The organism is Bradyrhizobium sp. Mp19, assembly GCF_029952935.1.
In the GTDB taxonomy this organism is placed as follows: Bacteria; Pseudomonadota; Alphaproteobacteria; order Rhizobiales; family Xanthobacteraceae; genus Bradyrhizobium; species Bradyrhizobium elkanii.
In genome coordinates this window covers 98409-123706 of sequence record NZ_JASAUT010000020.1, presented here as the reverse complement: position 1 = coordinate 123706, position 25298 = coordinate 98409, and the positions used below count along the sequence as shown (strand labels likewise).

Annotated in this window: 24 protein-coding genes; 10 read left to right on the top strand and 14 right to left on the bottom strand. The window is 65.4% G+C overall.

All coding sequences use genetic code 11. The features are described from left to right. Both QJT82_RS22310 and QJT82_RS22305 read right to left on the bottom strand, forming a co-directional pair. On the bottom strand, positions 1-1182 hold the full coding sequence (locus QJT82_RS22310) for a low temperature requirement protein A (RefSeq protein WP_035631200.1): 1182 nt from the start codon (positions 1180-1182) through the stop codon (positions 1-3). Positions 1183-1216: 34 nt separating this feature from the next. Continuing rightward, positions 1217-1453, bottom strand: a complete 237-nt coding sequence (locus QJT82_RS22305) for a BolA family transcriptional regulator (RefSeq protein WP_024518049.1) — start codon at positions 1451-1453, stop codon at positions 1217-1219. Positions 1454-1638: 185 nt separating this feature from the next. On the opposite strand from QJT82_RS22305, the gene QJT82_RS22300 reads away from it, so the two are divergent. After that, positions 1639-1998, top strand: a complete 360-nt coding sequence (locus QJT82_RS22300; protein ID WP_016843469.1) for a DUF427 domain-containing protein — start codon at positions 1639-1641, stop codon at positions 1996-1998. 128 nt (positions 1999-2126) lie between these two features. Here QJT82_RS22300 and QJT82_RS22295 read toward each other — a convergent pair whose 3' ends face one another. Beyond that, positions 2127-2300: a DUF1328 domain-containing protein gene (locus tag QJT82_RS22295; protein ID WP_024582607.1), complete on the bottom strand. Its 174-nt coding sequence runs from the start codon at positions 2298-2300 to the stop codon at positions 2127-2129. A 187-nt stretch (positions 2301-2487) separates the two neighbouring features. Between QJT82_RS22295 and QJT82_RS22290 the strand changes: the two genes are divergently transcribed. Beyond that, entirely contained in the window at positions 2488-3672 is a 1185-nt protein-coding gene (locus tag QJT82_RS22290; RefSeq protein WP_028339889.1) for an acyltransferase, read from the top strand. On the opposite strand, the gene QJT82_RS22285 is transcribed toward QJT82_RS22290, so the two are convergent. Together QJT82_RS22285 and QJT82_RS22280 are read right to left on the bottom strand one after the other, a co-directional pair. Beyond that, a complete protein-coding gene (locus QJT82_RS22285) occupies positions 3673-6753 on the bottom strand; it encodes an efflux RND transporter permease subunit (RefSeq protein ID WP_028339888.1) in 3081 nt (1026 codons plus the stop codon). A 28-nt stretch (positions 6754-6781) separates the two neighbouring features. Further along, positions 6782-7897: an efflux RND transporter periplasmic adaptor subunit gene (locus QJT82_RS22280; protein WP_028339887.1), complete on the bottom strand. Its 1116-nt coding sequence runs from the start codon at positions 7895-7897 to the stop codon at positions 6782-6784. A 164-nt stretch (positions 7898-8061) separates the two neighbouring features. On the opposite strand from QJT82_RS22280, the gene soxR reads away from it, so the two are divergent. Together soxR and QJT82_RS22270 are read left to right on the top strand one after the other, a co-directional pair. Beyond that, positions 8062-8538, top strand: a complete 477-nt coding sequence (gene soxR, locus QJT82_RS22275; RefSeq protein ID WP_028339886.1) for a redox-sensitive transcriptional activator SoxR — start codon at positions 8062-8064, stop codon at positions 8536-8538. A 108-nt stretch (positions 8539-8646) separates the two neighbouring features. Further along, on the top strand, positions 8647-8907 hold the full coding sequence (locus QJT82_RS22270; protein ID WP_016843463.1) for a GlsB/YeaQ/YmgE family stress response membrane protein: 261 nt from the start codon (positions 8647-8649) through the stop codon (positions 8905-8907). 168 nt (positions 8908-9075) lie between these two features. On the opposite strand, the gene purL is transcribed toward QJT82_RS22270, so the two are convergent. After that, positions 9076-11307: a phosphoribosylformylglycinamidine synthase subunit PurL gene (purL, locus tag QJT82_RS22265; RefSeq protein WP_028339885.1), complete on the bottom strand. Its 2232-nt coding sequence runs from the start codon at positions 11305-11307 to the stop codon at positions 9076-9078. 184 nt (positions 11308-11491) lie between these two features. On the opposite strand from purL, the gene QJT82_RS22260 reads away from it, so the two are divergent. From QJT82_RS22260 to QJT82_RS22250, 3 genes are all read left to right on the top strand, one after another. Next, on the top strand, positions 11492-11971 hold the full coding sequence (locus QJT82_RS22260; protein ID WP_028339884.1) for a PaaI family thioesterase: 480 nt from the start codon (positions 11492-11494) through the stop codon (positions 11969-11971). A gap of 251 nt (positions 11972-12222) precedes the next feature. Further along, the gene (locus QJT82_RS22255) at positions 12223-14457 is read left to right on the top strand and encodes an alkaline phosphatase family protein (protein ID WP_028339883.1); all 2235 of its coding nucleotides are present in this window, start codon (positions 12223-12225) and stop codon (positions 14455-14457) included. A 306-nt stretch (positions 14458-14763) separates the two neighbouring features. After that, entirely contained in the window at positions 14764-15687 is a 924-nt protein-coding gene (locus tag QJT82_RS22250) for a DMT family transporter (RefSeq protein ID WP_155258413.1), read from the top strand. 186 nt (positions 15688-15873) lie between these two features. On the opposite strand, the gene QJT82_RS22245 is transcribed toward QJT82_RS22250, so the two are convergent. From QJT82_RS22245 to purC, 4 genes are read right to left on the bottom strand one after another with little or no spacing between them, the layout of a single operon-like run. Then, positions 15874-16836 (bottom strand): tripartite tricarboxylate transporter substrate-binding protein, encoded by a 963-nt coding sequence (locus tag QJT82_RS22245; protein WP_028339881.1) that lies wholly within the window; start codon positions 16834-16836, stop codon positions 15874-15876. Between the two features lie 5 nt (positions 16837-16841). Then, entirely contained in the window at positions 16842-17543 is a 702-nt protein-coding gene (purQ, locus tag QJT82_RS22240) for a phosphoribosylformylglycinamidine synthase subunit PurQ (protein WP_028339880.1), read from the bottom strand. A gap of 12 nt (positions 17544-17555) precedes the next feature. Next, positions 17556-17795 (bottom strand): phosphoribosylformylglycinamidine synthase subunit PurS, encoded by a 240-nt coding sequence (purS, locus tag QJT82_RS22235; protein ID WP_026192985.1) that lies wholly within the window; start codon positions 17793-17795, stop codon positions 17556-17558. 15 nt (positions 17796-17810) lie between these two features. Further along, on the bottom strand, positions 17811-18578 hold the full coding sequence (gene purC / locus QJT82_RS22230) for a phosphoribosylaminoimidazolesuccinocarboxamide synthase (RefSeq protein ID WP_016843454.1): 768 nt from the start codon (positions 18576-18578) through the stop codon (positions 17811-17813). Positions 18579-18927: 349 nt separating this feature from the next. On the opposite strand from purC, the gene QJT82_RS22225 reads away from it, so the two are divergent. Beyond that, positions 18928-19251: a DUF1476 domain-containing protein gene (locus tag QJT82_RS22225; RefSeq protein ID WP_028339879.1), complete on the top strand. Its 324-nt coding sequence runs from the start codon at positions 18928-18930 to the stop codon at positions 19249-19251. Positions 19252-19279: 28 nt separating this feature from the next. Here QJT82_RS22225 and QJT82_RS22220 read toward each other — a convergent pair whose 3' ends face one another. Continuing rightward, positions 19280-20224: a LysR family transcriptional regulator gene (locus QJT82_RS22220; protein WP_028339878.1), complete on the bottom strand. Its 945-nt coding sequence runs from the start codon at positions 20222-20224 to the stop codon at positions 19280-19282. Positions 20225-20336: 112 nt separating this feature from the next. Here QJT82_RS22220 and QJT82_RS22215 point away from each other — a divergent pair, with 112 nt between their 5' ends. Both QJT82_RS22215 and purB read left to right on the top strand, forming a co-directional pair. After that, positions 20337-21149, top strand: coding sequence for an isocitrate lyase/phosphoenolpyruvate mutase family protein (locus QJT82_RS22215; RefSeq protein ID WP_028339877.1), 813 nt, complete (start codon positions 20337-20339; stop codon positions 21147-21149). 196 nt (positions 21150-21345) lie between these two features. Next, entirely contained in the window at positions 21346-22776 is a 1431-nt protein-coding gene (purB, locus tag QJT82_RS22210; RefSeq protein WP_028339876.1) for an adenylosuccinate lyase, read from the top strand. A gap of 145 nt (positions 22777-22921) precedes the next feature. Here the strand turns inward: purB and cynS are convergent, their stop codons facing one another. From cynS to ntrB, 3 genes are read right to left on the bottom strand one after another with little or no spacing between them, the layout of a single operon-like run. Further along, positions 22922-23410 carry a cyanase gene (gene cynS / locus QJT82_RS22205; RefSeq protein ID WP_051447778.1) on the bottom strand — a complete coding sequence of 163 codons (489 nt, stop codon included), beginning with the start codon at positions 23408-23410 and terminating at the stop codon, positions 22922-22924. A gap of 19 nt (positions 23411-23429) precedes the next feature. Then, positions 23430-24341, bottom strand: coding sequence for an ABC transporter ATP-binding protein (locus tag QJT82_RS22200; RefSeq protein WP_028339875.1), 912 nt, complete (start codon positions 24339-24341; stop codon positions 23430-23432). 2 nt (positions 24342-24343) lie between these two features. Further along, positions 24344-25183: a nitrate ABC transporter permease gene (gene ntrB, locus QJT82_RS22195; protein ID WP_028339874.1), complete on the bottom strand. Its 840-nt coding sequence runs from the start codon at positions 25181-25183 to the stop codon at positions 24344-24346. Positions 25184-25298: the final 115 nt, after the last annotated feature.

The window sequence follows — 25298 nt, the reverse complement described above, 5'->3', positions numbered from 1 at the left end:
CTATTCCTCTTCCCCCGTCGACCGCAGCGAGATCGACTCCCACGCCGCGACCACGATCATGATCGCGGTGGTGACGATCGAGAGCACCAGCGGCGACATCACGCGCGCGAAATAGGCCGTGATCGCCAGCGCGACGATGCCGACGCCGTGCGACAGCTGCAGGAAGTTGCGGATCACATATTTGAACAGGATGGTCCCGACCAGGAACAGCATGGGCCCGCCGATCGAGCTGACGATCGTGTTCAGGTCGGAATGGCCGGACGGGTGCTTCAGCACCAGTTCGTCGGCCACCGCGGTGAGGATGATGCCGCCGACGATCGGCATGTGCAGATAGGTATAGGCGATCCGCGCCACGCGGCCGGATTCCTCTGACTTGGAGATCATGTCCGAGCCGGCCTCGGCGCCCTTGTGGAAATAGATCCACCACATCGCGATGCTGCCGACCAGCGCCGAGATGAACGCCGCCATGTTCTCCGGCGTCCAGGTCAGCTCGGCAAAGGTCGCGCCGTCGACCACGATGGCTTCGCCGAGCGCAATGATGATGAAGCCGGCGCAGCGTTCGGCCATGTGGCCGCCCTCGACCGACCAGGCCTCGATCGAGGAGAAGCCGAGCCCCGGGGTCCAGAACCGCGCGGCCGGCGCGATATATTCGATGGTCAGCGCCGCGATCCAGAGCCACATCCGCGTCTCGTGCTCGGCGAAGCCGCCGAGAATCCACAGCACGGCCGAGCAGGAGAGCCAGGTCAGGATGCGGATGGCGTTGTGGCGCACCGCCGTCCGGCGCCGCGGCGTCGCCAGCAGCCAGAACGCGGTGCGGCCGACCTGCATTGCCGCATAGGTCCCGGCGAACCACAGCCCGCGGCCCTCGAAGGCGGTCGGTATGGAGGTCGACAGCAACAGCCCGCCCAGCATCAGCACGAACAGCAGCAGGCGGACCGGCGTCAGCTCGGGATTGAGCCAGTTGGTGACCCAGGTGGTGTAGACCCACACCCACCATACCGCGAGGAACAGCAGCGTGACCTGCACCGCCCCAAGCGGGGTGAAGTGGTGCAGCAGCGTATGCGACAGCTGCGTGACGGCGAAGACGAAGACGAGGTCGAAGAACAGCTCGGCGTTGGTGACGCGGCTGTGCTGGTTCGGCACGATGACACGAAACATCGCGCCGCGCGGATTGTCTGCCATCGCTCGAGGCCCCCGCCTGCTGGCCGCCGGGGCCCTAGCCTTCCGGCACGCCGGTTTGCAGGGCCAGCGCGTGCAGCACGCCGCCCATCTGGCCCCTCAGCGACTGGTAGACGATCTGGTGCTGCTGGACGCGGGACTTGCCGCGGAAGGACTCGGAAATAACAGTGGCCGCGTAGTGGTCGCCGTCGCCGGCCAGATCGCGGATCGTCACCTCGGCATCGGGAATCGCTGCCTTGATCATCGATTCGATATCACGGGCGTCCATCGGCATCCCAGTCCACCTCCGTCAGGTCGTTCGAATCAGGCCGCTCGGCCAGATAAACCTAAGGATAAAACCTAGCCCTTGGGGTCTTCTAGGTCATCCCGGGCACACTATATTCCCATTCCCAGCGATTTAAACCTGCATCAATCGGTCACAAGCCATCACGCCAAAATGACCAGAAGAGGCGCAGAATCATGAAGCTCCCCGGCCCCGACCATCCGATCACCATCACGCCCAATGCCAAGCGCGTCCGCGTCACCGCCGACGGCGTCGTGATCGCCGAGACCACCCATGCGCTGACCTTGAAGGAAGCGAGCTATCCGGCCGTGCAATATGTCCCGCGGCAGGACGCCAACATGGAGCTGTTGACCCGCACGGAGCGGACCACGCATTGCCCGTACAAGGGGGACGCGAGCTACTTCAGCATCAAGGCCAACGGCAAGACGCTGGACAACGCGATCTGGACCTATGAGGAGCCCTTCCCGGCCATGACCGAGATCGCCGGCCACCTCGCCTTCTATCCGGACAAGGTGAAGATCGAGGAAGTCGCCTAGGGGAATCGTCGCCTGCCGCAAGCGCCGGGCCCCGCCCGGCCTTTCGTCGCGCGCTGACCCAGCCTGCAAAACGGCAATGCCCGGGCGAGGCCCGGGCATGACGTCGGGAGCGCTCGGCCCGATCCCAGCTATACCCTGAATATCGTGAGCCCGAGGATCAGGAGCACCAGGAAGATCACGACGAACACATAAAACAGAAAGCGGGCGATGTCGGCGGAGGCAGCGGAAATGCCGGTGAAGCCGAGCAAGCCCGCGATGATCGACACGACAAGGAAGATCAGCGCCCATTTCAGAATTGTCATTGTTCACCCCGGATAACCGCGCGCGTCCGCCAGTTCGGACGAGAACGCCCGCACCCGACCGCAGTTCCAAAAACGAAACAGATTCGCCGAGATGACCGACCTCGATACTCCCCGATCCGGCCGATTGGGCCTTGCTGAATCGGGTTCCCGATTGCAACATCAGAGTGCAGACCCGGCTGGTGGCACCATGAAATCGATTGCTCACGCGGCTCCGGCCGTCGACATCCAGGCAGCACCGAAGCTCCACAAGCGCAATGTCGCGCTGGACCGCGCGCGCACCTTCCTGACCCTGGTCGTGCTGCTGCACCACGCCGTGATCCCCTACACCTATTTCGGGCACACCGACCCGACATCGTGGATCGGCTTCGACTGCGTGGTGCTCGCCACCGACAGCTTCTTCATGGCGATGTTCTTTTTCCTGTCGGGGCTGTTCGTCTGGCCGGGGCTCGGCAACAAGCCATGGCTGATCTTCCTGCGCGACCGGCTGCTGCGGCTCGGCCTGCCGTTCGTGGTCTGCGCGGTCAGCGTGATTCCGCTCGCCTATTACGCGATCGCGCTGCGTCAGACGCCGGGGCTGAGCTTCTCCGAATTCTGGTGGAAAACCATGACGGTCGGACCATGGCCGAGCGGTCCGATCTGGTTCGTCTATGTCTTGATGGCCTTCGACCTCACGGCGAGCATTCTGTACCGGGTGTCGCCGCGTCTGCTCGATCCGATCAACCGTCTGTCGATCAAGGGATTTCAACGTCCGTCGAAATTCTGGCTGTTCCTCGTCATCGTCAGTGCCGCCGCCTACCTGCCGATGCTGATCCATTACGGCCAGAACTACTGGTTCGAGTTCGGACCGTTTTCGGTGCAGGCGAGCCGCGTGCTGCTGTATGCGTCCTATTTCTTCATCGGCGCGGGAATCGGGGCGGCGAACCTCGAGGGTGGCGTGCTCAGCGCCCACGGACGGCTGACCGAGCGGCGCTGGTTCTGGACCGGCATCACGCTGATCCCCTACTGTTTGATGTGGGTGATGATCTACATCAAGCGTATGATCATCGGTAACCCCGATCCGCTGCCCGGCTGGTATCTCGGGATCTACGGCAGCTTCTACGTGCTGTTCAGCGCCTCGATCCTGTTCGCGATCCTGGCTTACTTCCTGCAATCGAAATCGTCGGGCCCGACGCTGCTCGACCGCATGCAGGGCGACGCCTACGGCATGTTCCTGGTGCACTATCCGATCGTGCTGTGGCTGCAATACTGGCTGTTCGATATGGAGCTGCCGGCGTTCGCCAAGGCCGCGATCGCGTTCTTCGCCACCGTGGCGCTGAGCTGGGCGGTCACGGCCGTGCTGCGCAAGATTCCCGGCTCGAGATACGTGCTCTAATCACGCCGCGATCTCGCCCCTCGCCGCCACGCTTTCCAGCCGCGGGGCGGCCGCCGCGCGATGGTCACGGGCGATCAGGATGTAGAAGGTCGGCAGCACGAACAGCGTGAACAGCGTGCCGATCAGCATGCCCATCACCACCACGATGCCGATGGCGAAGCGGCTCGCTGCGCCGGCGCCGTCGGCATAGAGCAGCGGCGCGAGGCCCGCGACCATCGCGGCTGTTGTCATCAGCACCGGCCGCATCCGCACCGCGGCCGCCTTCTGGATCGCGGCGACCCGGTCGAGCCCTTCGTGATGCTGGATCTCGTTGGCGAAGCTCACCATCAGGATGCCGTGCTTGGAAATCAGCCCGATCAGGGTGACGAGGCCGATCTGGGTGTAGATGTTCAGCGTGGTGAAGCCGAAATACAGCGGCAGCAGCGCACCGCAGACCGCGAGCGGCACCGTGACCATGATCACCAGCGGATCGCGGAAGCTTTCGAACTGCGCTGCCAGCACCAGGAAGATCACAATCAGCGCCATGCCGAAGGTGACGATCAGGCGGTTGCCCTCCTGGACATATTGCCGGCTGTCCGACAGCCAGTCGACGGTCATGCCCGGCGACAGTTTTTGCGCCTGCATGAACGACACCGCCTGTCCCATGGTCACGCCGGGCTTGAGCACCGCCGAGATCGTCGCCGCGTTCATCTGGTTGAACTGCGGCAGCCGGTTCGGCTCCGGCTTGACGTTGACCTTGATCACCGTCGACAGCGGGAACATTTGCCCCGAGCTCGAGCGGACGTTGAAGTTTCCGAGTCCTTCGGGCGTGACCCGGTCGGCCTGGCGCACCTGCGGGATCACCTCGTAGGAGCGTTCGAAGAAATTGAAGCGGTTGACATAGTTCTCTCCGACCAGCACCGCGAGCGTATCGGCGATGGTCTGCATGCTGACCCCGGCCTCGGCCGCCTTGGCGTGATCGATGGTGATCCGCGCGGTCGGGCTGTCGAAGGCGAGATCGCTATCGACGAAGGCGAACAGCCCGCTCTTCCATGCGGCCTGCTTCAGCGTCTCGACCTCCTGATAGATGGTCGCGAAGTCGCCGGCCGAGCGCACCACCATCTGGAACGGCAGGCCGCCGGTCGCCGCCGGCAGCGCCGCCGGCTGGAACGGCGTCACGCTGGCGCCGAGCACGCCGTAGGACATGCCGTAGAGCTGGTTCTGGATGTCGTTGGCCGAGCGATTGCGCTTGTCCCAATCGGTCAGGGTGATGCCGCCGAAGGCATGGTTCTGCCCGTCGGTGCCGTTGATAAACCAACTCGCGTGGTATTCGGGAAACGAGCGAAACAGCCGCTCGATCTGGTCGGAAGAGCGCGTGGTGTAATCCACGCTGGCATATTGCGGCGCGCGGAGCACGGTGAACACATAGCCCTGGTCCTCGGAGGGCGCGAGCTCGCGCTGGCTGCCGAGGAACAGCACCACGATCGCCGCCAGCACGCTGAATGCCACCAGCAGCACTGCGGCGCGCATCTTGAGCGTCGCGGCCAGCAGCCGGCCGTAGCCGCGCGACAGCCTTGAGAACTGATGCTCGACGAAACGGGCAAACCGGCCGTGCGAGGTGGCTTCGCCGAGCAGCTGCGCGCTCATCATCGGCGACAAGGTCAGGGCGATGACGCCCGAGACCACCACCGAGCCCGCCAGCGTGAAGGCGAATTCGCGGAACAGGCTGCCGGTCAGGCCACCCATCAGGCCGATCGGCGCATAGACAGCGGCGAGCGTGATCGTCATCGCGATCACGGGACCGATGATCTCGCGCGCGCCGATCAGGGCGGCGTCGCCGGGGCTCCGCCCTTCCTCGATGTGGCGATGAATGTTCTCCACCACGACGATGGCGTCGTCGACCACGAGCCCGATCGCCAGCACCATCGCGAGCAGGGTCAGCAGATTGATCGAGAAGCCGAGCGCCAGCATCATCGCGGCGGTGCCGACCAGCGACAGCGGCACGGTGACCACAGGGATCAGCACGGAGCGGAACGAGCCCAGGAACAGCAGGATCACCACCACCACGATCGCGATCGCCTCGGCCAGCGAATGCTGCACCTCCGATATCGAGGCCTTGACGAAGTGCACGATGTTGAAGACGTCGGCGACCTTCAAACCGGGCGGTGCCACGCGGTTGAGGTCCTCGATCACCTTGGCGGTGGCGGCGACGATCTCCAAGGGGTTGCCGTCCGGCGTCGGCTGCACCGCGATATAGACCGTGGGCCTGCCGCTGTCGCGCGCATTGGAATCGTAGTTCTCGCCGCCGATCTCGAGCGTCGCGACGTCGCCGAGCCGCACCAGGCCTCCGCCGCCGGCGCCGGTCTTGATCACCATCTTGCGGAAATCGTCGAGATTGCGCAGATCGGTCGCCGCGGTGATGTTGGTGACGGTCATCTCGCCGCGCAGCCGCCCAGGCGCCGCCTGCACGTTGTTGGACCGCAGCGCGGCGGAGATATCGGCCGCGGTCAGCCCGCGCGCCGCGAGCTTGAACGGATCGATCCACACCCGCATCGCCAGCGACGATCCGCCCGAGGTGTCGGCCGACGCGACGCCGGGCACCGAGGTAAGCAGCGGCTGCGCTACGCGGGTTGCGAAATCGGTGATCTGCGCCGGCGTCAGCGTGTCGCTGGTGAAGGCGATGTACTGCACCGCCGACGCGCCGTCGGTGATCTTGGTGATGACAGGGTCGAACACGCCGGCCGGCATCCGGTACTTGACCTGCTGCACCTTGGCGAGCACCTCGGTCATGGCGCGGTCGGCATTGGCGTTGAGCACCAGCTTGGCCTTGATCTGGCTGAGGCCGAGCGTCGAGTTCGAGGTCATGTACTCGATGCCGTTGGCGGTCGCGATCGATTGCGCGATGACAGACGTCACGAAGCCCTGCATGACGTCCTGGGTCGCGCCGGGAAACGACACGTCGACCTGGATCGTCGCGCTCTCCATGCTGGGATATTGCCGCACCGGCAGCGAGACCATCGCCGCGGTGCCGATCAACAGGATCAGCAGGCTGACGACCGTCGCCAGAATCGGTCGGCGGATGAAGATGTCGGTGAAATGCATGATGATTCCTCGGGCGCTGCTCGCGAAGCTAGCGTCCCTTCTCCGGCGTCTCCGCCATGGTCGTCTGGACGGCCGCGCCGGGCATGACGCGGAGCTGGCCCGCGGTGACGATGTGATCGCCGGGCGAAAGCCCCTGCTCCACCACGACACGCTCGCCGATCCGTTGCCCGGTCTTCACGGCGACGCCGACCGCCTTGTTGTCGCGCACGACCAGCACGCTCTCGCCGGATGCGCTGGTCTGGATCGCGGTGACCGGCACCACGATGGCGTCCGGCTGCGGTGGCAGCACGACGTTCACCATCACGAAGAGGCCCGGCCGCAGCAGCCGGTCGGGATTGGAAAACAGGGCTTGCACGAGGACATTGCGGGTGTCCTCGGCGACCTGCGGCTCGATGGCGTTGATCTTTGCCTCGAACACCCGATCGGGGAAAGCGTCGGTACGGATCGTCACCGCGCCTCCCACCTTCAGATTTGACAGGCGCTGCTGCGGAACGGTGAAATTGGCATAGAGCTGGTCGAGCGCGGTCAGCGTCGCGAGCGCATCGCCGGCATTGACGTATTGGCCGAGATTGACCTTGCGCAGGCCGATCTGGCCCGCGAACGGCGCGCGGATCGTCATCTGCGCGATCTGCGCATCGAGCTGGTCGAGCGAGGCGTCGGCCTGCTTCAGATCTTCCTGCCGCTGCTGCAGCGTCTCCTGGGTCACGAAGCCGGACGGCGCGAGGCCCTGCGAACGCTTCTCCTGCAGCTGCGCAAAGCGTCCCTTGGAGACCGCGACCGCGCGCGCGGCGCGCAGCGGCGCGTCATAGAGCTGCACCAGCGGCGCGCCCTCGGCGACATCGGTGCCGGCATCGAGATTGATCGCGGTGACGCGGCCGGCAACCTCCGGCGCCAGAATCACCTGTCGCACCGCCTGCAGCGAGCCGATCGCCTCGATCGACCGCGGCAAGGTTTCGGTCCGCACCACCATCGCCGCCACCGGCGTCGGCGGCGCTTCGGCGGTGGCCTTGGCCGAGGCGCTGGATCCGCCTGCGCGCAAGGCAAACAAGCCGGCCGCGGCACAGACGAGCAACAGAAGGGTGATGCCGAACGGCTTGGCACGAAGCCCGAGCCAGCGGCGCGACGACAATGATGCGGACGGCATATCGCTTCCAAGAACGAACCCCGGCGTGTCGGCCGGAAGCTTGCCCCTGCAAGCCCGCAACTGATATAGAACCTCAAGTATGGTTGAGGTCAAGGCTGGCAGCTTGCAAGACTTCTAACGCAAGATTTCCAATGCAGGACCTCTGATCCGGGATTGCTTGGTCAATGACGCTTGCGCAGGAGCTTTCGGTCGGCGAAGTGGCGCGGCGCAGCGGGCTTGCCGTCTCCACCCTTCACTTCTACGAGAGCAAGGGACTGATCGCGAGCCGGCGCACTGGCGGCAACCAGCGCCGCTACATGCGCGGCGTGCTGCGGCGGATCGCGGTGATCAGGATCGCGCAGCGCGCCGGGATCCCGCTTGAAGAGATCAGGCAGACCTTCGCCGCGATACCGCTCGATCGCGCGCCGACCGTGCGCGAATGGGAGCGCGCGATGCGGGCCTGGACCGAGACGCTGGAGCAGCGCATCAACGATCTCACCGACCTCCGCGACAAGCTGTTCAACTGCATCGGCTGCGGTTGCCTGTCGGTGACCGACTGCCCGCTGCGCAATTGCGACGACAAGCTCGGCGCCCAGGGGCCGGGCCCGCGCATCCTGATCACCGCGGCCGAACGCCGGGCGCGGCGCAAGCTGCAGGGCTGACGGCGTTTTTCGCGGCCGACAAGTTGCGCACAACCTGCCTTTGGTCACATCCCGCCAGGTGATTCTCAGGTATGCTGGCCGGACTGCTTGACCCTAGGGAGTCCTGAGATGAACGACCCACAAGTTGGATGGATCGCCGCCATCATCGTCGGCGGACTGGCGGGCTGGCTCGCCGAGATGTTCATGAAGTCCGGAACCGGCATCTTCATGAATATCATCCTCGGCATTGTCGGCGCCGCGCTGGCGAACTGGCTGTTGGGTCTGCTCGGCGTGTCGCTCGGCGGAGGCTGGCTCAGCTATCTCGTCGCCGGCTTCATCGGCGCCTGCATCATCATCTTTGCCTGGCGCGCGGTCCGCGGCGCGACTTAGCGCGTGGTGAGATAGGTTGAATGGCGACGGCGCTGCGCTCCCCGCACGCGGGGCGAGGTGCAGTGGAGCCCGCTCCCAATTCGGCTTCAACAAAAGAAATAGCGCGATGATGGGTTCATCGCGCCATTGAGATCTTTGCTATGCGCCGCAGCGCCCGATTCGCTCGAATCAGGCGGCAGCGCCGCGCATGTAGTTCGGCAGCCAATGCTCGAAGGCGCGCGACAGGCTCTCGATTGATACCTGCGCCTCGCCGGCGACGGCGATCGCATCTCCGCCGGTGGTGCCGATGCGCGCGCAGGGCACGCCGGCACCCTTCATCTTGGCCAGCACGAGGCCCGCGTCGGCGGCCGGCACGGTGACGATGTAGCGGGCCTGATCCTCGCCGTACCAATAGGCATGCGGCACGATCGAGACCGGCGCGGCCAGGAGCTGCGCGCCGATGCCGCTTGCAATCGCCATCTCGGCGAGCGCGATCAAAAGACCGCCGTCGGAGACATCGTGCACCGCGGTCGCGGTGCCGGCATGGATCATGCCGCGCACCACGTCGCCATTGCGCTTCTCGGCAGCGAGATCGACCGGCGGCGGAGCGCCCTCCTCGCGGCCGCAGACGTCGCGCAGGTAGACCGACTGGCCGAGCCAGCCCTGCGTGTCGCCAACCAAGAGGATCGCCTCCCCCGCCGCCTTGAATGCCAGGGTCGCGGATTTGGTGAAGTCGTCGAGCAGGCCGACGCCGCCGATCGAGGGCGTCGGCAGGATGCCGCGGCCGTTGGTCTCGTTGTAGAGCGAGACGTTGCCGGACACGACCGGGAAATCCAGCGTGCGGCAGGCCTCCGAAATGCCCTTCAGGCAGCCGACGAACTGGCCCATGATCTCGGGCCGTTCAGGATTGCCGAAGTTGAGATTGTCGGTGATCGCGAGCGGCCGGCCGCCGACCGCAGTGATGTTGCGCCAGGCTTCAGCGACCGCCTGCTTGCCGCCCTCGAACGGATCGGCCTCGCAATAACGCGGCGTGACGTCGACGGTGAGCGCAAGGCCCTTCGGTCCGTCCTCGACGCGAACCACCGCGGCATCGCCGCCGGGTCGCTGCATGGTATTGCCGAGGATGACGTGGTCGTACTGCTCCCACACCCAGCGCTTCGAGCACAATTCGGGCGTGCCGATCAGCTTTTCCAGCGCGTCCGCGATGCCGACCGGCGGTTTGACGTTCTGCCCGCGGATCACCGGCAGCGCATTCGAGGCGACGTGCGGACGATCATAGACCGGCGCCTCGTCGCCGAGCTCCTTGATCGGCAGGTCGGCCATCACGTCGCCAGCATGCTTGACGACGAAGCGCTTGGTCGGCGTGGTGTAGCCGACGATGGCGAAATCAAGCCCCCATTTGCGGAAGATCGCCTCGGCCTCTTGCTCCTTCTCAGGCTTGAGCACCATGAGCATGCGCTCCTGGCTCTCCGAGAGCATCATCTCGTAGGCGCTCATGCCGGTCTCGCGGGTCGGCACCGCGCTGAGGTCGAGCTCGACGCCGAGATCGCCCTTGGCGCCCATCTCGACCGCCGAGCAGGTCAGGCCCGCCGCGCCCATGTCCTGGATCGCGATCACGCAACCCTTTTCCATGATCTCGAGGCAAGCTTCCAGCAAGAGCTTCTCGGCGAAGGGATCGCCGACCTGCACGGTCGGGCGCTTCTCCTCGGAGGCGTCGTCGAATTCGGCCGAGGCCATCGAGGCGCCGTGAATGCCGTCGCGGCCGGTCTTGGAGCCGAGATAGACGATCGGCATGTTCACGCCGGAGGCCGCCGCGTAGAAGATCTTGTCGGCGTCGGCGAGGCCGACCGCCATCGCGTTGACCAGGATGTTGCCGTCGTAGCGGGTGTGGAAACGAACCTGGCCGCCGACCGTCGGCACGCCGAAGGAATTGCCGTAGCCGCCGACGCCTGCGACCACGCCGGACACCAGATGCCGGGTCTTGGGGTGCTCGGGCGCACCGAAGCTCAGCGCGTTCAGGCAGGCGATCGGGCGCGCGCCCATGGTGAAGACGTCGCGCAGGATGCCGCCGACGCCGGTGGTCGCGCCCTGGTAGGGCTCGATGTAGCTCGGGTGGTTGTGGCTCTCCATCTTGAAGACCACGGCCTGGCCGTCGCCGATGTCGATCACGCCGGCATTCTCGCCGGGGCCCTGGATCACCCAGGGGGCCTTGGTCGGCAGCCCGCGCAGATGGATGCGCGACGATTTGTACGAGCAATGCTCGTTCCACATCGCCGAGAAGATGCCGAGCTCGGTGAAGGTCGGAACCCGTCCGATCAGCTTCAGGATCCGCTCGTACTCGTCCGGCTTCAGCCCGTGGGCGGCGACGAGTTCGGGGGTGATTTGGGGCTCGTTCCTGGGGTCGTTCTTGGGCGCGTTCATGGGACCCTTAATAGGTAGATCGAACGGGGGCGAAAAGGCCTTTTAGGGCCCATTTCCGGCCTGTCCAGAGCTTTGCGGCAGCTGGCCGCGGCCCGGGATTTGCACTTGGATTTACATCCGGATTTGCACAACGGGGATGGATCGGATTTAAGGACCCGAACCCGATAATTGAAGGCCATATTTCGTGAACGAGCTCGCCAAAACCGCATTCAACCGCCGCCCCGACCTGCACGTCGAAACCGAGGGCGAATTCGCCGGCTGGCGAACCTGGACCCGGGACAATTTCGAGACCCATACCGGCCCGTTTTACCACCGTATGGACGAGAACGGCCGCATCACCTGCGCGTTCCGGGTCGGCAAGAAGCACCTCAACGGCTCCGGCAACGTCCATGGCGGCTGCTTCATGACCTTCGCCGATTACTGCCTGTTCGCGCTCGCCGGCTCGGTGCTGCAGGGCCCCGGCGTCACGGTCTCGTTCGCCTCGGAATTCCTCGACGCCGCCCGCGAGGGCGATCTGATCGAGTGCACCGGCGAGGTCACCCGCGCCGGCATGTCGCTGATCTTCGTGCGGGGCATGCTGACATCGGCGGAACGGCCGTTGTTCACCTTCTCCGGCACCATCAAGCGGGTGAAGCGCAGGGCGCCGGCGGAGGCAACGGCGTAAAGTTCGTGGCGGCTGTGGGCACACGCCGTCATCCAGCCGTTACATCGGCACGAATTTGAATCGAAAGCGCGGCCCTAGCGCGTTGTGTTCACGCGCGTTCTTCGCGTGAGGCAATACGAACTGCGGTTGTGACGCATCGACGCACTGTCGTTGCGTCGTCGCGCGCGCGTCACATGCGCGTCAGGCAAGCCCCCGAAGATTGCTGAACGGTTTCCGTTTGTGCGTTCGCGCAGCGATGTTGGGGCATCCTCATGAAATTGAAGACTTTCGTTTCCGTTACGACGGCGATGTCGCTTGTCGCGTCGCTGGCATGGACTGCAACTGCGGCACGCGCCGGTCAAGACGGCGATAATGGTGATCGCGGCGCTGGCGATACTCGCGGTCACGATCAGGATCACGACCAGGACCATGACGGTGGTCATCATGGCCGCAAGCCGCGCGTGGTGATGATCTCGCTCGACGGTGCCAAGCCCGATTTCATCCAGAAGTTCATCGAGGAAGGCGTGCTGCCGCGCGACGGCGGCCTCGCCCGGCTCAGCCGGCGCGGCGCGGTGGCGTTGCAGAACGTGACGGCGTCACCGTCGCTCACCGCGGTGTCACATATCGCGATCGCGACCGGTTCGACGGCGGTCCACAACGACATCCCCTCGAACACGTTCGAGCCGATCGTCGGGCCGATCTCCGGCAGCATCAGCGGCTTTGCGGCGCCGATCGGCGGCTACAGCGAGAGCCCGCTCGGGCCATCGTCGCACCCGACAGCGGTGCCGTTGTGGGTGCAGCTGCGCCAGCAGGGCAAGAAGGTCGTCACGGCGACCTGGCCCGGCGGCGACGGCGCCGACATCTCCATCAACAAGACCGTGGTGCAACCGGCCCAGCCGACCCGCATCACCGACTTCACGGTCCCGTTCGGCGCGTTCGGCGGCATCGGGGCCCAGGGCTTTTCGCTGTCGCGAGGCGACTTCACGGCCGACCCGAGCATCGTGGCGGCGCTGCAGGCTGCCGGCCATTTCTCGTTCAGCCCGGTGCTGGTGACCTCGGCACCGATCGAGACGTTCTCCTGCTCCGCCGCGGCAACCGCGACCTGCACCAACGCCTCGACGCTCGACGTGAAATATTCGATCCGCGTGGCCGCGATTGACACCACCAACGATCGGAAGGTGAACTACGACACGCTGGTGTTCTTCGATGCCAACCGCGGCATCACCGCAGGACCGTTCCACGCGCCATCGACCGGGCCGGCCTATGTCAAGTTTGGCGGCGAGAACGCACCGTTCTTCTTTGAAGGCAGCGGGGCGAAGGTTGGTGCCGCGTACTTCGTCTCTGCGCTGTCTCCCGATCTCTCGGTGGTGCGCTTCGCCCGCTACGGCGCCAACTACATCCCGCGCAACACGCCTGTTCTCGCCGACGTCGACGACATCAACAACAACATCGGGTTCTGGCGTCCGCAGGCCGACTTCCGCATTCCGGAGCGGCTGAGCCCGGGCTTCACCAATTTCCCCGACGTCGAGATCGAGACGATGTTCGAGGATATGGTGAAGACCTTCGTGCGCTACCAGGCCAATATCGGCGAGCGCGCGATCAAGACCCATCCGGACGCCGACCTCGTCATGGTCTATATCGAGCAGCCCGACGGCTCCGAGCACCAGTTCCTGCTGACCGATCCGCGCCAGGGCACCAACCCGACCGACCCGAATTCGATCGGCGCCAACCAGGATGCCGCCAAGGTCAAGCGGTACGCGTCCTACATCCGTTTCGCCTACCAGACGGCCGACAGAGCGGTGAAGCAGATCGCCGATGCGGCGGGCCGCGACAGCAACGTGATCGTGGTGTCGGACCACGGCTTCGCGCCGTTCCACACCTCGGTCAATCTCACCAACATCCTGCGCAACGCCGGGATCGACACCAGCAAGGTCGGGATCCGCACGTCCGGCCCTGCCGCCGACATCTACATCAACCTGCAGAACCGCGAGGTCGGCGGCACCGTCGATCTCGCGACCTACCGCACACTGGTGGCGCAGATCACCGACGCGGTGAAGAACGCGGTCGACCCCAATGCCCGCTTCAACTACTCGCTCAAGGACCAGCGCATCTTCACCGTCGTCGAGACCCGGCCGCTGCAATGCGACGCCGGAACCGGACAATGCATCAGCAAGACCATCGGCCAGGACTATGGCGACGTGTTCGCGCTGATGGCGCCCGGCTACAATTTCGACGGCATCCAGAACCCCGGCGTCGCGCGTCAGGGCGACGCGCCGTTCAACGCGGCAACCACCATGCTGTCGATGCCGAATTTCTATGGCGCCCACGGTCACGACCCCGAGCTTCCGGTGATGAGCGCGACGTTCATCGCCGCGGGGCCGCAGATCCGCAAGGACACCGTGGTGCGGCACATGCGCAATATCGACGTGGCGCCGACCATCATGCGGATCCTCGGATCGGCACCGCAGCAGGTCGACGGCGAGGTGCTGGGCCAGGTCCTGCGCTAGGTTTCAGGCAAATTCCGCGCGACGGACGCCACACCGGCGTCCGTCGCTTTTTCCATACTCGCGCTTATCCGGCTCGGAATTGCGCGCCTGATCCGTCGCCCCTAGCCTTTCGCCTCACCACCAAACTACATTCGCTCCATCGCGCGCCAATGCGCGAAGGGAGCCAATCAAGGTGCCGCAGAGCACAGCCAGAGAATCATCCGGAAAAATTCGAAGCGGTTTTCTCTCGCGACAAACGCGGAACGCGTTGACGCGGAGATCGTGCTCAAGCAAAGAGCCAGGACGGGCGTGACGGCTCCCGCGAGAGTGCCCACCCCGTCAAGGCCAGGCGCGCGCGGCTGGCGCGACTATGCGCTGCTGCTGGCGCTGGCCTGCTGCTGGAGCTCGACCTACCCGCTGACCAAGATCGGGCTCGGCTCGATCCCGCCGGTCACCTTCATTTCCGCGCGCTCGCTGGTGGCCGCAGCCTTCCTGCTGATCGTGCTGCGTGTTCGCGGCATCCGCATCCCGACCGACATCAAGGCCTGGAAGCTGTTCGCCTTCCAGCAGACCATCAACTCCACGATCCCTTTTTTGGTGATCACCTGGGCGCAGCTTTACGTGCCGGCATCCAACACCGTGGTGCTGGCCTCGACGACGCCGATCTTCGCCTTCCTCATCACCTGGGCGATCACGCGACACGAGCCGGCCTCGCTGCTCAAGCTGGTCGGCGCGATCCTCGGCCTCGCCGGCACGGTCGCGATCATCGGCCTCGACGCGCTCTCAGGCTTCGGCAAGGAGATCTTCGCCGAGATCGCGATCCTGCTCGCCACCGTCTCGTTCGCCTGCGCCACGATCTTCGGGCTTCGGCTGTCGGACTATGATCCGATGGTCGTGGCGGCCGGCTCGCTGTTGTTCGGCGGCACCGTGCTGCTGCCGGTCGCCCTGATCGTCGACCATCCCTGGACCCTGCACCCGACGCCGCAAGCGCTGGTCGCCACCGTCGTGATGGGCATCTTCTCCAGCGCGTTCGGCCTGATGCTGTTCTACATGTGCCTGACCCGGCTCGGCACGCTGACGACGAATGCGCAAGGTTATCTTCGCATTCCGATCGGCGTCGCGCTGTCGGTGATCCTGCTCGGGGAATCCGTGCCGTCGAATCTCGCGCTCGGCCTGTTGCTCGTCATGGCCGGCGTCGCCGCGATGACGGTGCCCGCCGAAGCGGTCAAGCGCTGGCTGCGACGGCTGTAGAAGCGGGTACTTGTACACAGCCTGTCGACGTCATTGCGAGGAGCGACAGCGACGAAGCAATCCATATCTCCACTTGCGGCACGATGGATTGCTTCGCTCCGCTCGCAATGACGAGTCACATACGTCTATCGCAGCTCAAGCCGACAGCCGCTTCTGCTCCGCGCGTCCGGCGGCGCCGCGAAGCCGCTACTTCTTGTCGTCCGCCAGCAGGGCGCGGTATTTCGCGACGTCACGCGTCACCAGCTGCTGCAGCACCTCGGGCGCGAGCTCATTGGCGTCGGGGGCGACGGTCGACAGGTCGGCGAAGCGCTTCTTCACCGCCTCGCTCGCGACTGCGGCGCGCGCCGCGGCATTCAGCTTGGCGATGATCTCGGGCGGAGTGCCCTTGGGGGCGAACAGGCCGTTCCAGCCCTGCGCCTCGAACTCGGGCAGTCCGGCCTCGGCCGAGGTCGGCAGTTCGGGCAGCGACGCAAGCCGCACCGTCGAGCCGACCACCACCGCTTTCACCAGTCTGTCGTCGATCGCCTGCGACACCGAGGCCGCGGCATCGCACACCCCGTCGATCTGGCTGCCGATCGCATCCGTCAGCGCGAGCGCCGCGCCGCGATAGCCGACCAGCTGCACGTCGATGCCGGCGGCATGCACGAAGCTCTTGCAGATCAGGTAATTCGACGAGCCGACACCGGCATGGCCGAGATTGACCTTGCCCGGATTCTTCCTGGCATAGTCGATGAATTCCTTGAGGTCCTTGGCCGGAAAATCCTTGCGCAGCGCGACGATGCCGAAGGTCTTCGCGACCATGGCGATCGGCGCGAAGGAGTCAGGCGTGAACGGCAGCTTCGGATAGATCGTGTAGGTCGCGGCGTTGGTGCCGGCATTGCCGATCGCGATGGTGTAACCGTCCGGCTCGGCGCGCGCAGCACGGGCGAGCGCGGTCGAGCCGCCGGCGCCGCCGACATTCTCGATGACGATGCTCTGGCCGAGCGCAGCGCTCATCTGGTCGGCGACCGCGCGGGCGATGACGTCGGAGGTGCCGCCGGCCGTGAACGGCACGATCATCGTGATCGGACGCTTCGGGAAGTCCTGGGCGTAGGCCGACGTCGCAAGCACAAGTGCCGCAGCCGCGGCAACGCACCACCGCCGCAGCATGATCGTTACGCCGCCTTTTCGAACTGCTGGACAAGGCCCGCGAACAGGCCGCGGCCGTCGGTGCAGCCCATGATCTCTTCGACGTGGTTTTCCGGATGCGGCATCATGCCGAGCACGTTGCCGCGCTCATTGACGATGCCGGCGATCGAATGCGCGGCGCCGTTCAGATTGGAAGCCTCGTCGACAACGCCCTCCGGCGTGCAGTAGCGGTACAGCACCCGCCCGTCGCCCTCGAGCCGCTTCAGCGTCTCTTCGTCCGCCTCGTAATTGCCTTCGCCGTGCGCCACCGGCACGCGGATCACCTGGCCGGCATTGTAGCCGCGGGTGAACGGGGTGTCGGAGCGCTCGACGCGCATATGCACGTCGCGGCAGATGAACTTCAGCCCGGCATTGCGCATCAGCACGCCCGGCAACAGCCCGGACTCGCAGAGGATCTGGAAGCCGTTGCAGACGCCGAGCACGAGCCCGCCCTTGGCGGCGAAGTCGCGCACCGCGTCCATCACGGGCGAGCGCGCCGCGATCGCGCCGCAGCGCAGGTAGTCGCCATAGGAGAAGCCGCCCGGCACCACCACGAGGTCGGTGCCCTTGGGCAGCGAAGTCTCGGCGTGCCAGACCATCGCGGTCTCATTGCCGGATGCGAGCTTGAGCGCGCGCGCCATGTCGCGCTCGCGGTTGATGCCGGGGAAGACGAGGACGGCTGATTTCATGTGCGATGCGGCCTAGAGCAGTTCGACCCGATAGTTCTCGATCACGGTATTCGCCAGCAGCTTGTCGGCGGCGGCCTTCAGCGCCGCCTCCGCCTTGGCCTTGTCGGTCGCGGCGAGCTCGATGTCGAACACCTTGCCCTGGCGAACGCTGGCGACGCCATCCACACCGAGCGATTTCAGCGCGCCCTCGATCGCCTTGCCCTGCGGATCGAGGATGCCCGACTTCAACGTCACAGTCACACGTGCCTTCACGGTCGCCCCTTCAGCTTAGCTCTTCACCAGCACCGGGCCGCTGCCGGCCGGGCGCTCGTTCTCGATCAAAATGCCGAGCCGTTTTGCCACTTCGGTGTAGGCCTCAAGCAAGCCACCCAAATCACGGCGGAAACGGTCCTTGTCGAGCTTCTCGTTCGACTTGATGTCCCACAGCCGGCAGGAGTCCGGCGATATCTCGTCGGCGACGATGATCCGCATCATCTCGTTCTCGAACAGCCGCCCGCACTCCATCTTGAAGTCGACGAGGCGGATGCCGATGCCGAGGAAGAGGCCGGTCAGGAAGTCGTTGACGCGGATGGCCAGCGCCATGATGTCGTCGATCTCCTGGGGCGTCGCCCAGCCGAAGGCGGTGATGTGCTCTTCCGACACCATCGGGTCGTTGAGCTGGTCGTTCTTGTAATAGAACTCGATGATCGAGCGCGGCAGCTGGGTGCCTTCCTCGATCCCGAGGCGCTGCGACAGCGAGCCGGCGGCGACGTTCCGCACCACCACCTCGAGCGGCACGATCTCGACCTCGCGAATCAGCTGCTCGCGCATGTTGAGGCGGCGGATGAAGTGGGTCGGCACCCCGATGTCGTTGAGGTGCTGAAACAGGTACTCCGAAATCCGGTTGTTGAGGACGCCCTTGCCCTCGATCACCTGGTGTTTCTTGGCGTTGAACGCGGTCGCGTCGTCCTTGAAGTGCTGGATCAGGGTTCCCGGCTCGGGGCCTTCGTAAAGCACCTTGGCCTTGCCTTCATAAATACGGCGTCGACGGCTCATTGGGATGTACCGTGTTTTGTTGAAATCCATGGATTTGGGTGCTCCGGATGACTTGGGGTTACGACCCACGACGGAGCTGCCGCGGAGGCCTGGAACCTGGGTAATCCAACTGGAAACAGAACAAGAACCATGCCTGTTGGCAACCTATCCGATTGGCCCATCCAGCACAATCGATAGTGCCCCCTTGGGGGCACTTATACCGCCCTATCATAAAGGGCCGATTCCGCCAGATTTGCCTGCGGCTTAACGGCTCGTTGTCTTGCCGATTCCTCCCACTTATCTAGGCAGGCATCGGGGTTGCCGCAACGCGCGGCGGCCCTCATTCAGCAAGGGAATTGGAACTTCAGCCATGAGCGAATTCAACAAGCGCGAGGAAGGTTTCGAGAAGAAGTTCGCCCTCGACGAGGAGCAGAAGTTCAAGGCTGAAGCCCGCCGGAACAAGCTGCTCGGCCTGTGGGCCGCCGAGAAGCTCGGCATCGTGGGCGATGCCGCCAGCGCCTATGCCAAGGAAGTGGTCGCCGCCGACTTCGAGGAAGCCGGCGATAACGACGTGCTGCACAAGGTTCTGAAGGACCTCACCGCCAAGGGCCATGCCGTCACCGAGCGCGATATCCGCGCCAAGATGGACGAGCTGCTGGCGGTGGCCGCGGCGCAGGTCAAGGCGGGAAGCTGAGTTCCCGGGACACTGGCCAACTCGACTCTTACGCGCGCCGGACGCCGTTCCGGCGCGACGTGTTTGTGCCCCTCGTCTTGGTGAAATCGGCACGGAGGATGTCGAGCAGACGGCGGGACGCGGCGCTGAGAAAGCCGCCGTGCCGCGTCACGGCGACGACCTCGTGACTGGCGGCGAGATCGCCGACGCTGATCGTCGCGATCCTGGAGCTACCCAATTCCTCCGCCGCATTGCTTTGTGACAGCAGCGCGATCCCGAGCCCGGCCTCGACCAGGCGCTTCTGCGCCGTGAGGCTGTCGACCGGCGTCCAGCCGACCTCGCCGAGCCCGTGCGTCAGGAACAGGGCGAAGACGTGCGAGGCGGTGATTTCGCGGCGCCCCGGCACTTCCGGGAAGGCGATCCACCGCTCATCCCTGAGATCGGCAAGCTTGCCGACCCGGCGTCCCGCCAGCGGATGGTCCGGCGCGCAGACCACCCAGAGCGGCTCGGCAAACAGCACCTCGCAATCGAGGTCGCGCGAGCGGTCGCGGTCGTAACGCAACCCGATCGTCGCCTCGCCGCGCCGGATCAGGTCGCTGACCTCGGCGCTGGTCGCGGTGCGCAGCGTCAGCGCAACGTCCGGATGCCGGCGGGCAAAGCGCTTCAGCACGTTCGAGAGCCGCTCGCCGGCGAGCGTGCCGGTCACCGCCAGCGCCACCGGGCCGGAATTGTCGCGCAGCAGCGCGCGCACGGCGTTCTCGGCATCCTGCGCCGCCGCCACCGCCCGTTCGGCATAGGGCACCATCACCCGCCCGGCATCGCTCAGCCGCGTCTTGCCCGCGATCCGCTCGAACAGGGGCACGCCGAGCTCCTGCTCGAGCAGCGCGATGCGCCGCGAAATCGCCGGCTGCGAGCGATGCAGCGCCTTCGCGGCATGCGAGATCCCGCCGCGCCGATGCACCACCAGGAACGTGTTGAGCGCGTCGCTATCCATGCCGGACCTCATGCAAAAAGCTGATGATATCGAGAGAAATAACAAATTTGTCTGATGGGCGAAACCGCCCTATCGCTGCTGCCAGTCGCTTTTGACAACAGCAGGAGTTCACATGCGCACCCAGGCGGACAAGGCAGCACGGTTTCGCGAGCTGCATCAGCGGCCCGGCGCCTTCATCATTCCAAATCCGTGGGACGCCGGAACGGCGAAACTGCTCGCATCCATGGGCTTCGAGGCGGTTGCGACCACCAGCCTCGGGGTCGCCAACACGCTTGGCCGTTCGACCGTCAGCCTCGACGAGATCATCGAGAATTGCCGGGTGATCGCCGAGGCTACCGACCTGCCCGTCAATGCCGATCTGGAGAATTGCGGCGCCGACATGCCGAAGCTCGCGGCCGAGGCGATCCGGTTCGCCGCCGAAGCCGGCGCGGTCGGCGGCTCGATCGAGGATTCGACCGGCGACCCGCAGCGCCCGATCTACGATTTCACGCTCGCCGTGGAGCGGGTGCAGGCCGCGGTCGAGGCCGCGCGGGCGCTGCCCTTCCCGTTCACGCTGACGGCGCGGGCGGAAAACTTCCTGCACGGCCGCAAGGACCTCGACGACACCATCAAGCGGTTGCAGGCGTTCGAGGCCGCCGGCGCCGACGTGCTGTATTCGCCGGGCCTCTACGATCTCGCCACCATCAAGACCGTGGTGTCGTCGGTCAAGAAGCCGTTCAACCTGGTGATGGGCTATGCCGATCCGACCTTGACGGTCGAGCAGCTGTCGGCCGCCGGCGTCAAGCGCATCAGCGTCGGCGGCGCGATGCAGCGCCACGCGCTGGCTGCGTTCCTGCGCTGTGCCCGCGAGATGAAGGACAACGGCGCGTTCAGCTTCGTCCGCGATATGGCGCCGATGAAGGAGGTCCGCGCGGCATTCAACTGATCGCCCCCTCATCGCGAGGTGCGCCGCCGGCCAGCGCGAAGCATGCCAACGCCGCCCCGGATTGCCCGAGGCGGCGCCTTCTAGAATCTGGTATGCTGGCGCCAGCACCGCAAGCCCGGCCGAGGCGTTATCAGACCTGACGATTCATCGCAGGTCGCGGCTTGCAGCCAGCCTCAGGCAATGCCAAGAGAACGGGATGTCCCAAGATCACATTTCCAACGTCCTCGCCGAACGTTACGCCTCGCCCGCCATGCGCGCCATCTGGAGCGGCGAAGGCAAGGTCCGCCTCGAACGCGACTACTGGATCGCCGTGCTGAAGGCCCAGCGCGATCTCGGCATCGCGGTGCCGGATGGCGTGATCGAGAGCTACGAGCGCGTCAAGGACCAGATCAACCTGACCTCTATCATGAAGCGGGAGCGCGTCACCCGCCACGACGTCAAGGCCCGCATCGAGGAGTTCTGCGAGCTTGCCGGTCACGAGCACCTGCACAAGGGCATGACCAGCCGCGACCTCACCGAGAACGTCGAGCAATTGCAGGTCTACCGCGCGCTGCAGCTCATCGAGACCAAGAGCATCGCCGCGCTCATCCGCTTTGCCACGCGCGCCAAGCAATTGCGCGACGTCCCGTTCACCGCGCGCACCCACAACGTCGCCGCGCAGGTCACGACGCTCGGCAAGCGCGTCGCGATGTCCGGCGAGGAGATGCTGCTGGCGCATCAGAGCCTGGTCAATGTGCTGCAAACCTATCCGGCGCGCGGCCTGAAGGGCGCGGTGGGCACCCGTCTCGACCAGATCACCCTGTTCAACGGAGATGCCGGCAAGGCGCGCGAGCTCGAGCAGCGCGTCCTCGTTCACCTCGGCCTGCCGAAGGCCCTCGATGCCGTCGGCCAGGTCTATCCGCGCAGCCTCGACTTCCGTGCGGTCAGCGTGCTCATCGAGCTCGCCAGCGGGCCCGGCAATTTCGCCAAGACCATCCGCCTGATGGCAGGCCACGAACTCGCCAGCGAAGGTTTTGCCAAGGGCCAGGTCGGCTCCTCCGCGATGCCGCACAAGATGAACAGCCGCTCCTGCGAGCGCATCAACGGCCTGCATGTGATCCTGAAGGGCTATCTCGCGATGGCCGCAGGGCTTGCCGGCGATCAGTGGAACGAAGGCGACGTCTCCTGCTCGGTCGTCCGCCGCGTCATGCTGCCCGACGCCTTCCTCGCCATGGATGGCCTGCTCGAAACCCTGCTCACGGTGCTTGACCAGATGGAGGTGTTCGAAGCCGTCGTCGAGACCGAGCTCAACCGCTATCTGCCCTTCCTGCTGACCACCACGGTGATGATGGAAGCGGTCAAGAAGGGCGCGGGCCGTGAAGGCGCCCACGAGGCGATCAAGGAGCATGCCGTCGCGGCCATCGGCGACCTGCGCACCGGCAAGATCGTGCAGAACGATCTGCTGCAACGTCTCGCCGCCGACAAGCGTCTCGGCTTGAGCGCAGCCGAACTGCAGCTTGTGCTCGACCAGGGTCGCGCCAACTCCGGCGACGCCGGCGCCCAGGTCGATCACTTCGCCGAGCAGGTTGAGGCCCTGGCCAAGGCCAAGCCGGAAGCCGCGAGCTACGCGCCGGGCACGATCCTGTGAGATCGGGCACGCCCGAAGGAGCGTGGCGTGAAGCGTTCCCGTCATTCCGGGATGGTCCGTAGGACCAGACCCGGAATCTCGAGATTCCGGATCGCCGCTCCGCGTCGTCCGGAATGACGTCGCCGTCGCTTCCGCGACGCCAACATCACTCCTCCTTGAAGCCGTATTCCGGCACGTTGCCGCTGGCGCCGTAATATTTGTACGGCAGGAACTTGCCGCTCATGGTGATCTTGACGCGGTCGCCCTTCGGATTGGCGACCCGCTCCATCGCCATGTCGAAGTCGATCGCCGACATGATGCCGTCGCCGAATTCCTCCTCGATCAGCGCCTTCCACGCCGGGCCGTTCACCATCACCATCTCGTAGAAGCGGTAGATCAAGGGATCCGTCGGCGGCATCGGCGTGCCGGTGCCGCGCATCGGCACCTCGTTGAGCATCGCGATCTCGGCCTTCGACAGCCCGAACAATTCCCCGGCATTCGCCGCCTGCGGCTTCGTCAGCTTCATCTGGCCGAGGATCGCGCCCGTGATCAGCACATCGGAATAGCCGCCGATCTTCTCGCAGATGTGCTTCCAGCTCCAGCCCTTCTCGCGCTTGATGTCGAGCAGCTTCTCGGTGAGGTCTTCGCGTTTCATCAGGTTTCCTCCTCAGGCTTCAGCGCGCAGCGCTCTGCGCGGGATTGGGTTCGACGACGCGTGGCGGCGAGACGATCACGGGCTCGCCGACGCCGGGCCGCACCATCGGCACGCGGCGCGGATCGGGACCGGTCACCTCGGCGGCAAAGCTCTTGCTACGGCTGACCAGGAAATCGACGATATGGTTGCGCAGCGCATAGTAATAGGGATGGCGGTGCAGGTCGATGCGGCCGCGCTCCTTCGGCAGCGGGTTCTCGACGATCTCGGCCAGCACGGCGCCGGGACCGTTGGTCATCAGGAAGATCTTGTCGGCGAGAAAGATCGCCTCATCGACGTCATGGGTGATCATGAAGGTGGTCTGCCCGGTCTCCAGGCAGATCCGCCGCACCTCGTCCTGCAGCGTGCCGCGGGTCAGCGCGTCCAGCGCCGAGAACGGCTCGTCCATCAGCATGATCTTCGGGGTGATCGACAGCGCCCGCGCGATGCCGACGCGCTGTTTCATGCCGCCGGAGAGCTCGGACGGATGCTTGTGCTCGGAGCCGGTGAGCCCGACGAGATCGATGAACTTCTGCGCATGCGCCTTCACCCGCGCACGGTCCCATTTGCGCCATTTCGAGCTGACGGCATAGGCGACATTGCCCGATACGGTGCGCCACGGCAGCAGCGCATGGCTTTGGAAGATCACGGCGCGGTCGAGGCTGGTGCCCTCGATCCCCTGACCGTCGACGATCACCGTGCCCTCGCTCGGCTCGTCGAGGCCCGCGAGGATGTTCAGCACCGTGGTCTTGCCGCAGCCGGAATGGCCGATCACGCAGCCGAACTCGCCGCGCGCCATCGACAACCAGAAATTCTCGAACACCGTGGTGACGCTGCCGCCCGCGCCGGGATAGCGCCGCGCGATGCCCTCGATCGAGATGAACTTGTCGGTCATCGCTACTCCGGAAACGTCACCATGCGCGTGAATCGCGCCAGCACCTGGTCGAGCAGCATGCCGACAAGGCCGATCAGGAGGATCGCGATAATCACATTGGTGATCGACAGGTTGTTCCACTCGTTCCAGACGAAGTAGCCGATGCCGGTGCCGCCGACGAGCATCTCGGCCGCGACGATCACGAGCCAGGCGATCCCGATCGAGATCCGCATGCCGGTCAGGATCGTCGGCGCCGCCGCCGGCAGGATCACGGTGAAGGCGCGTCTGATGGTGCCGACCTCGAGCGTCCGCGCGACGTTGATCCATTCCTTGCGCACGCCGGCGACCCCAAACGCGGTGTTGAGCAGCATCGGCCACACCGAGCAGATGAAAATGACAAAGATCGCGGAGATCGAGGAATCCTTGATCGTGTAGAGCGCGAGCGGCATCCAGGCCAGCGGCGAGATCGGCTTCAGCACCTGGATGAAGGGATCGAGCGCCCTGCTGATCAGGGGCGACATGCCGATCATGAAGCCGAGCGGAATCGCGACGACGACCGCGATCAGATAGCCGAGCCCGACACGCCCGATCGAATAGGCGAGCTGAATGCCGAGCCCCTTGTCGTTCGGGCCATTGTCGTAGAACGGCCGCTTCAGATGCTCCCACAGCTTGGCGCCGACATCGAGCGGCCCGGGCATCGCCGACTTGCCCTGCGTCGCGGTCAGCCCCATCAGCCTGGCGTATTCGGGGCTCATCGCCGCCGTCGTGCCGCTGCTGCGGGTGGCGAGGTGCCAGGCGCCAAGCAAGGCGGCAAGCAGCGCGATCGAGACGATGGCGGCGCGGAGACGGAGGGAGAAGGTCATCGCGTCAACTCTTTCAATCCGTCGTCCCGGCGAAAGCCGGGACCCATACGCCGCGCCGTCGCGGTAAGGCACGCGGGGAGACGCCGTGCCGAATCGCCGGCTGCAGTGGTTATGG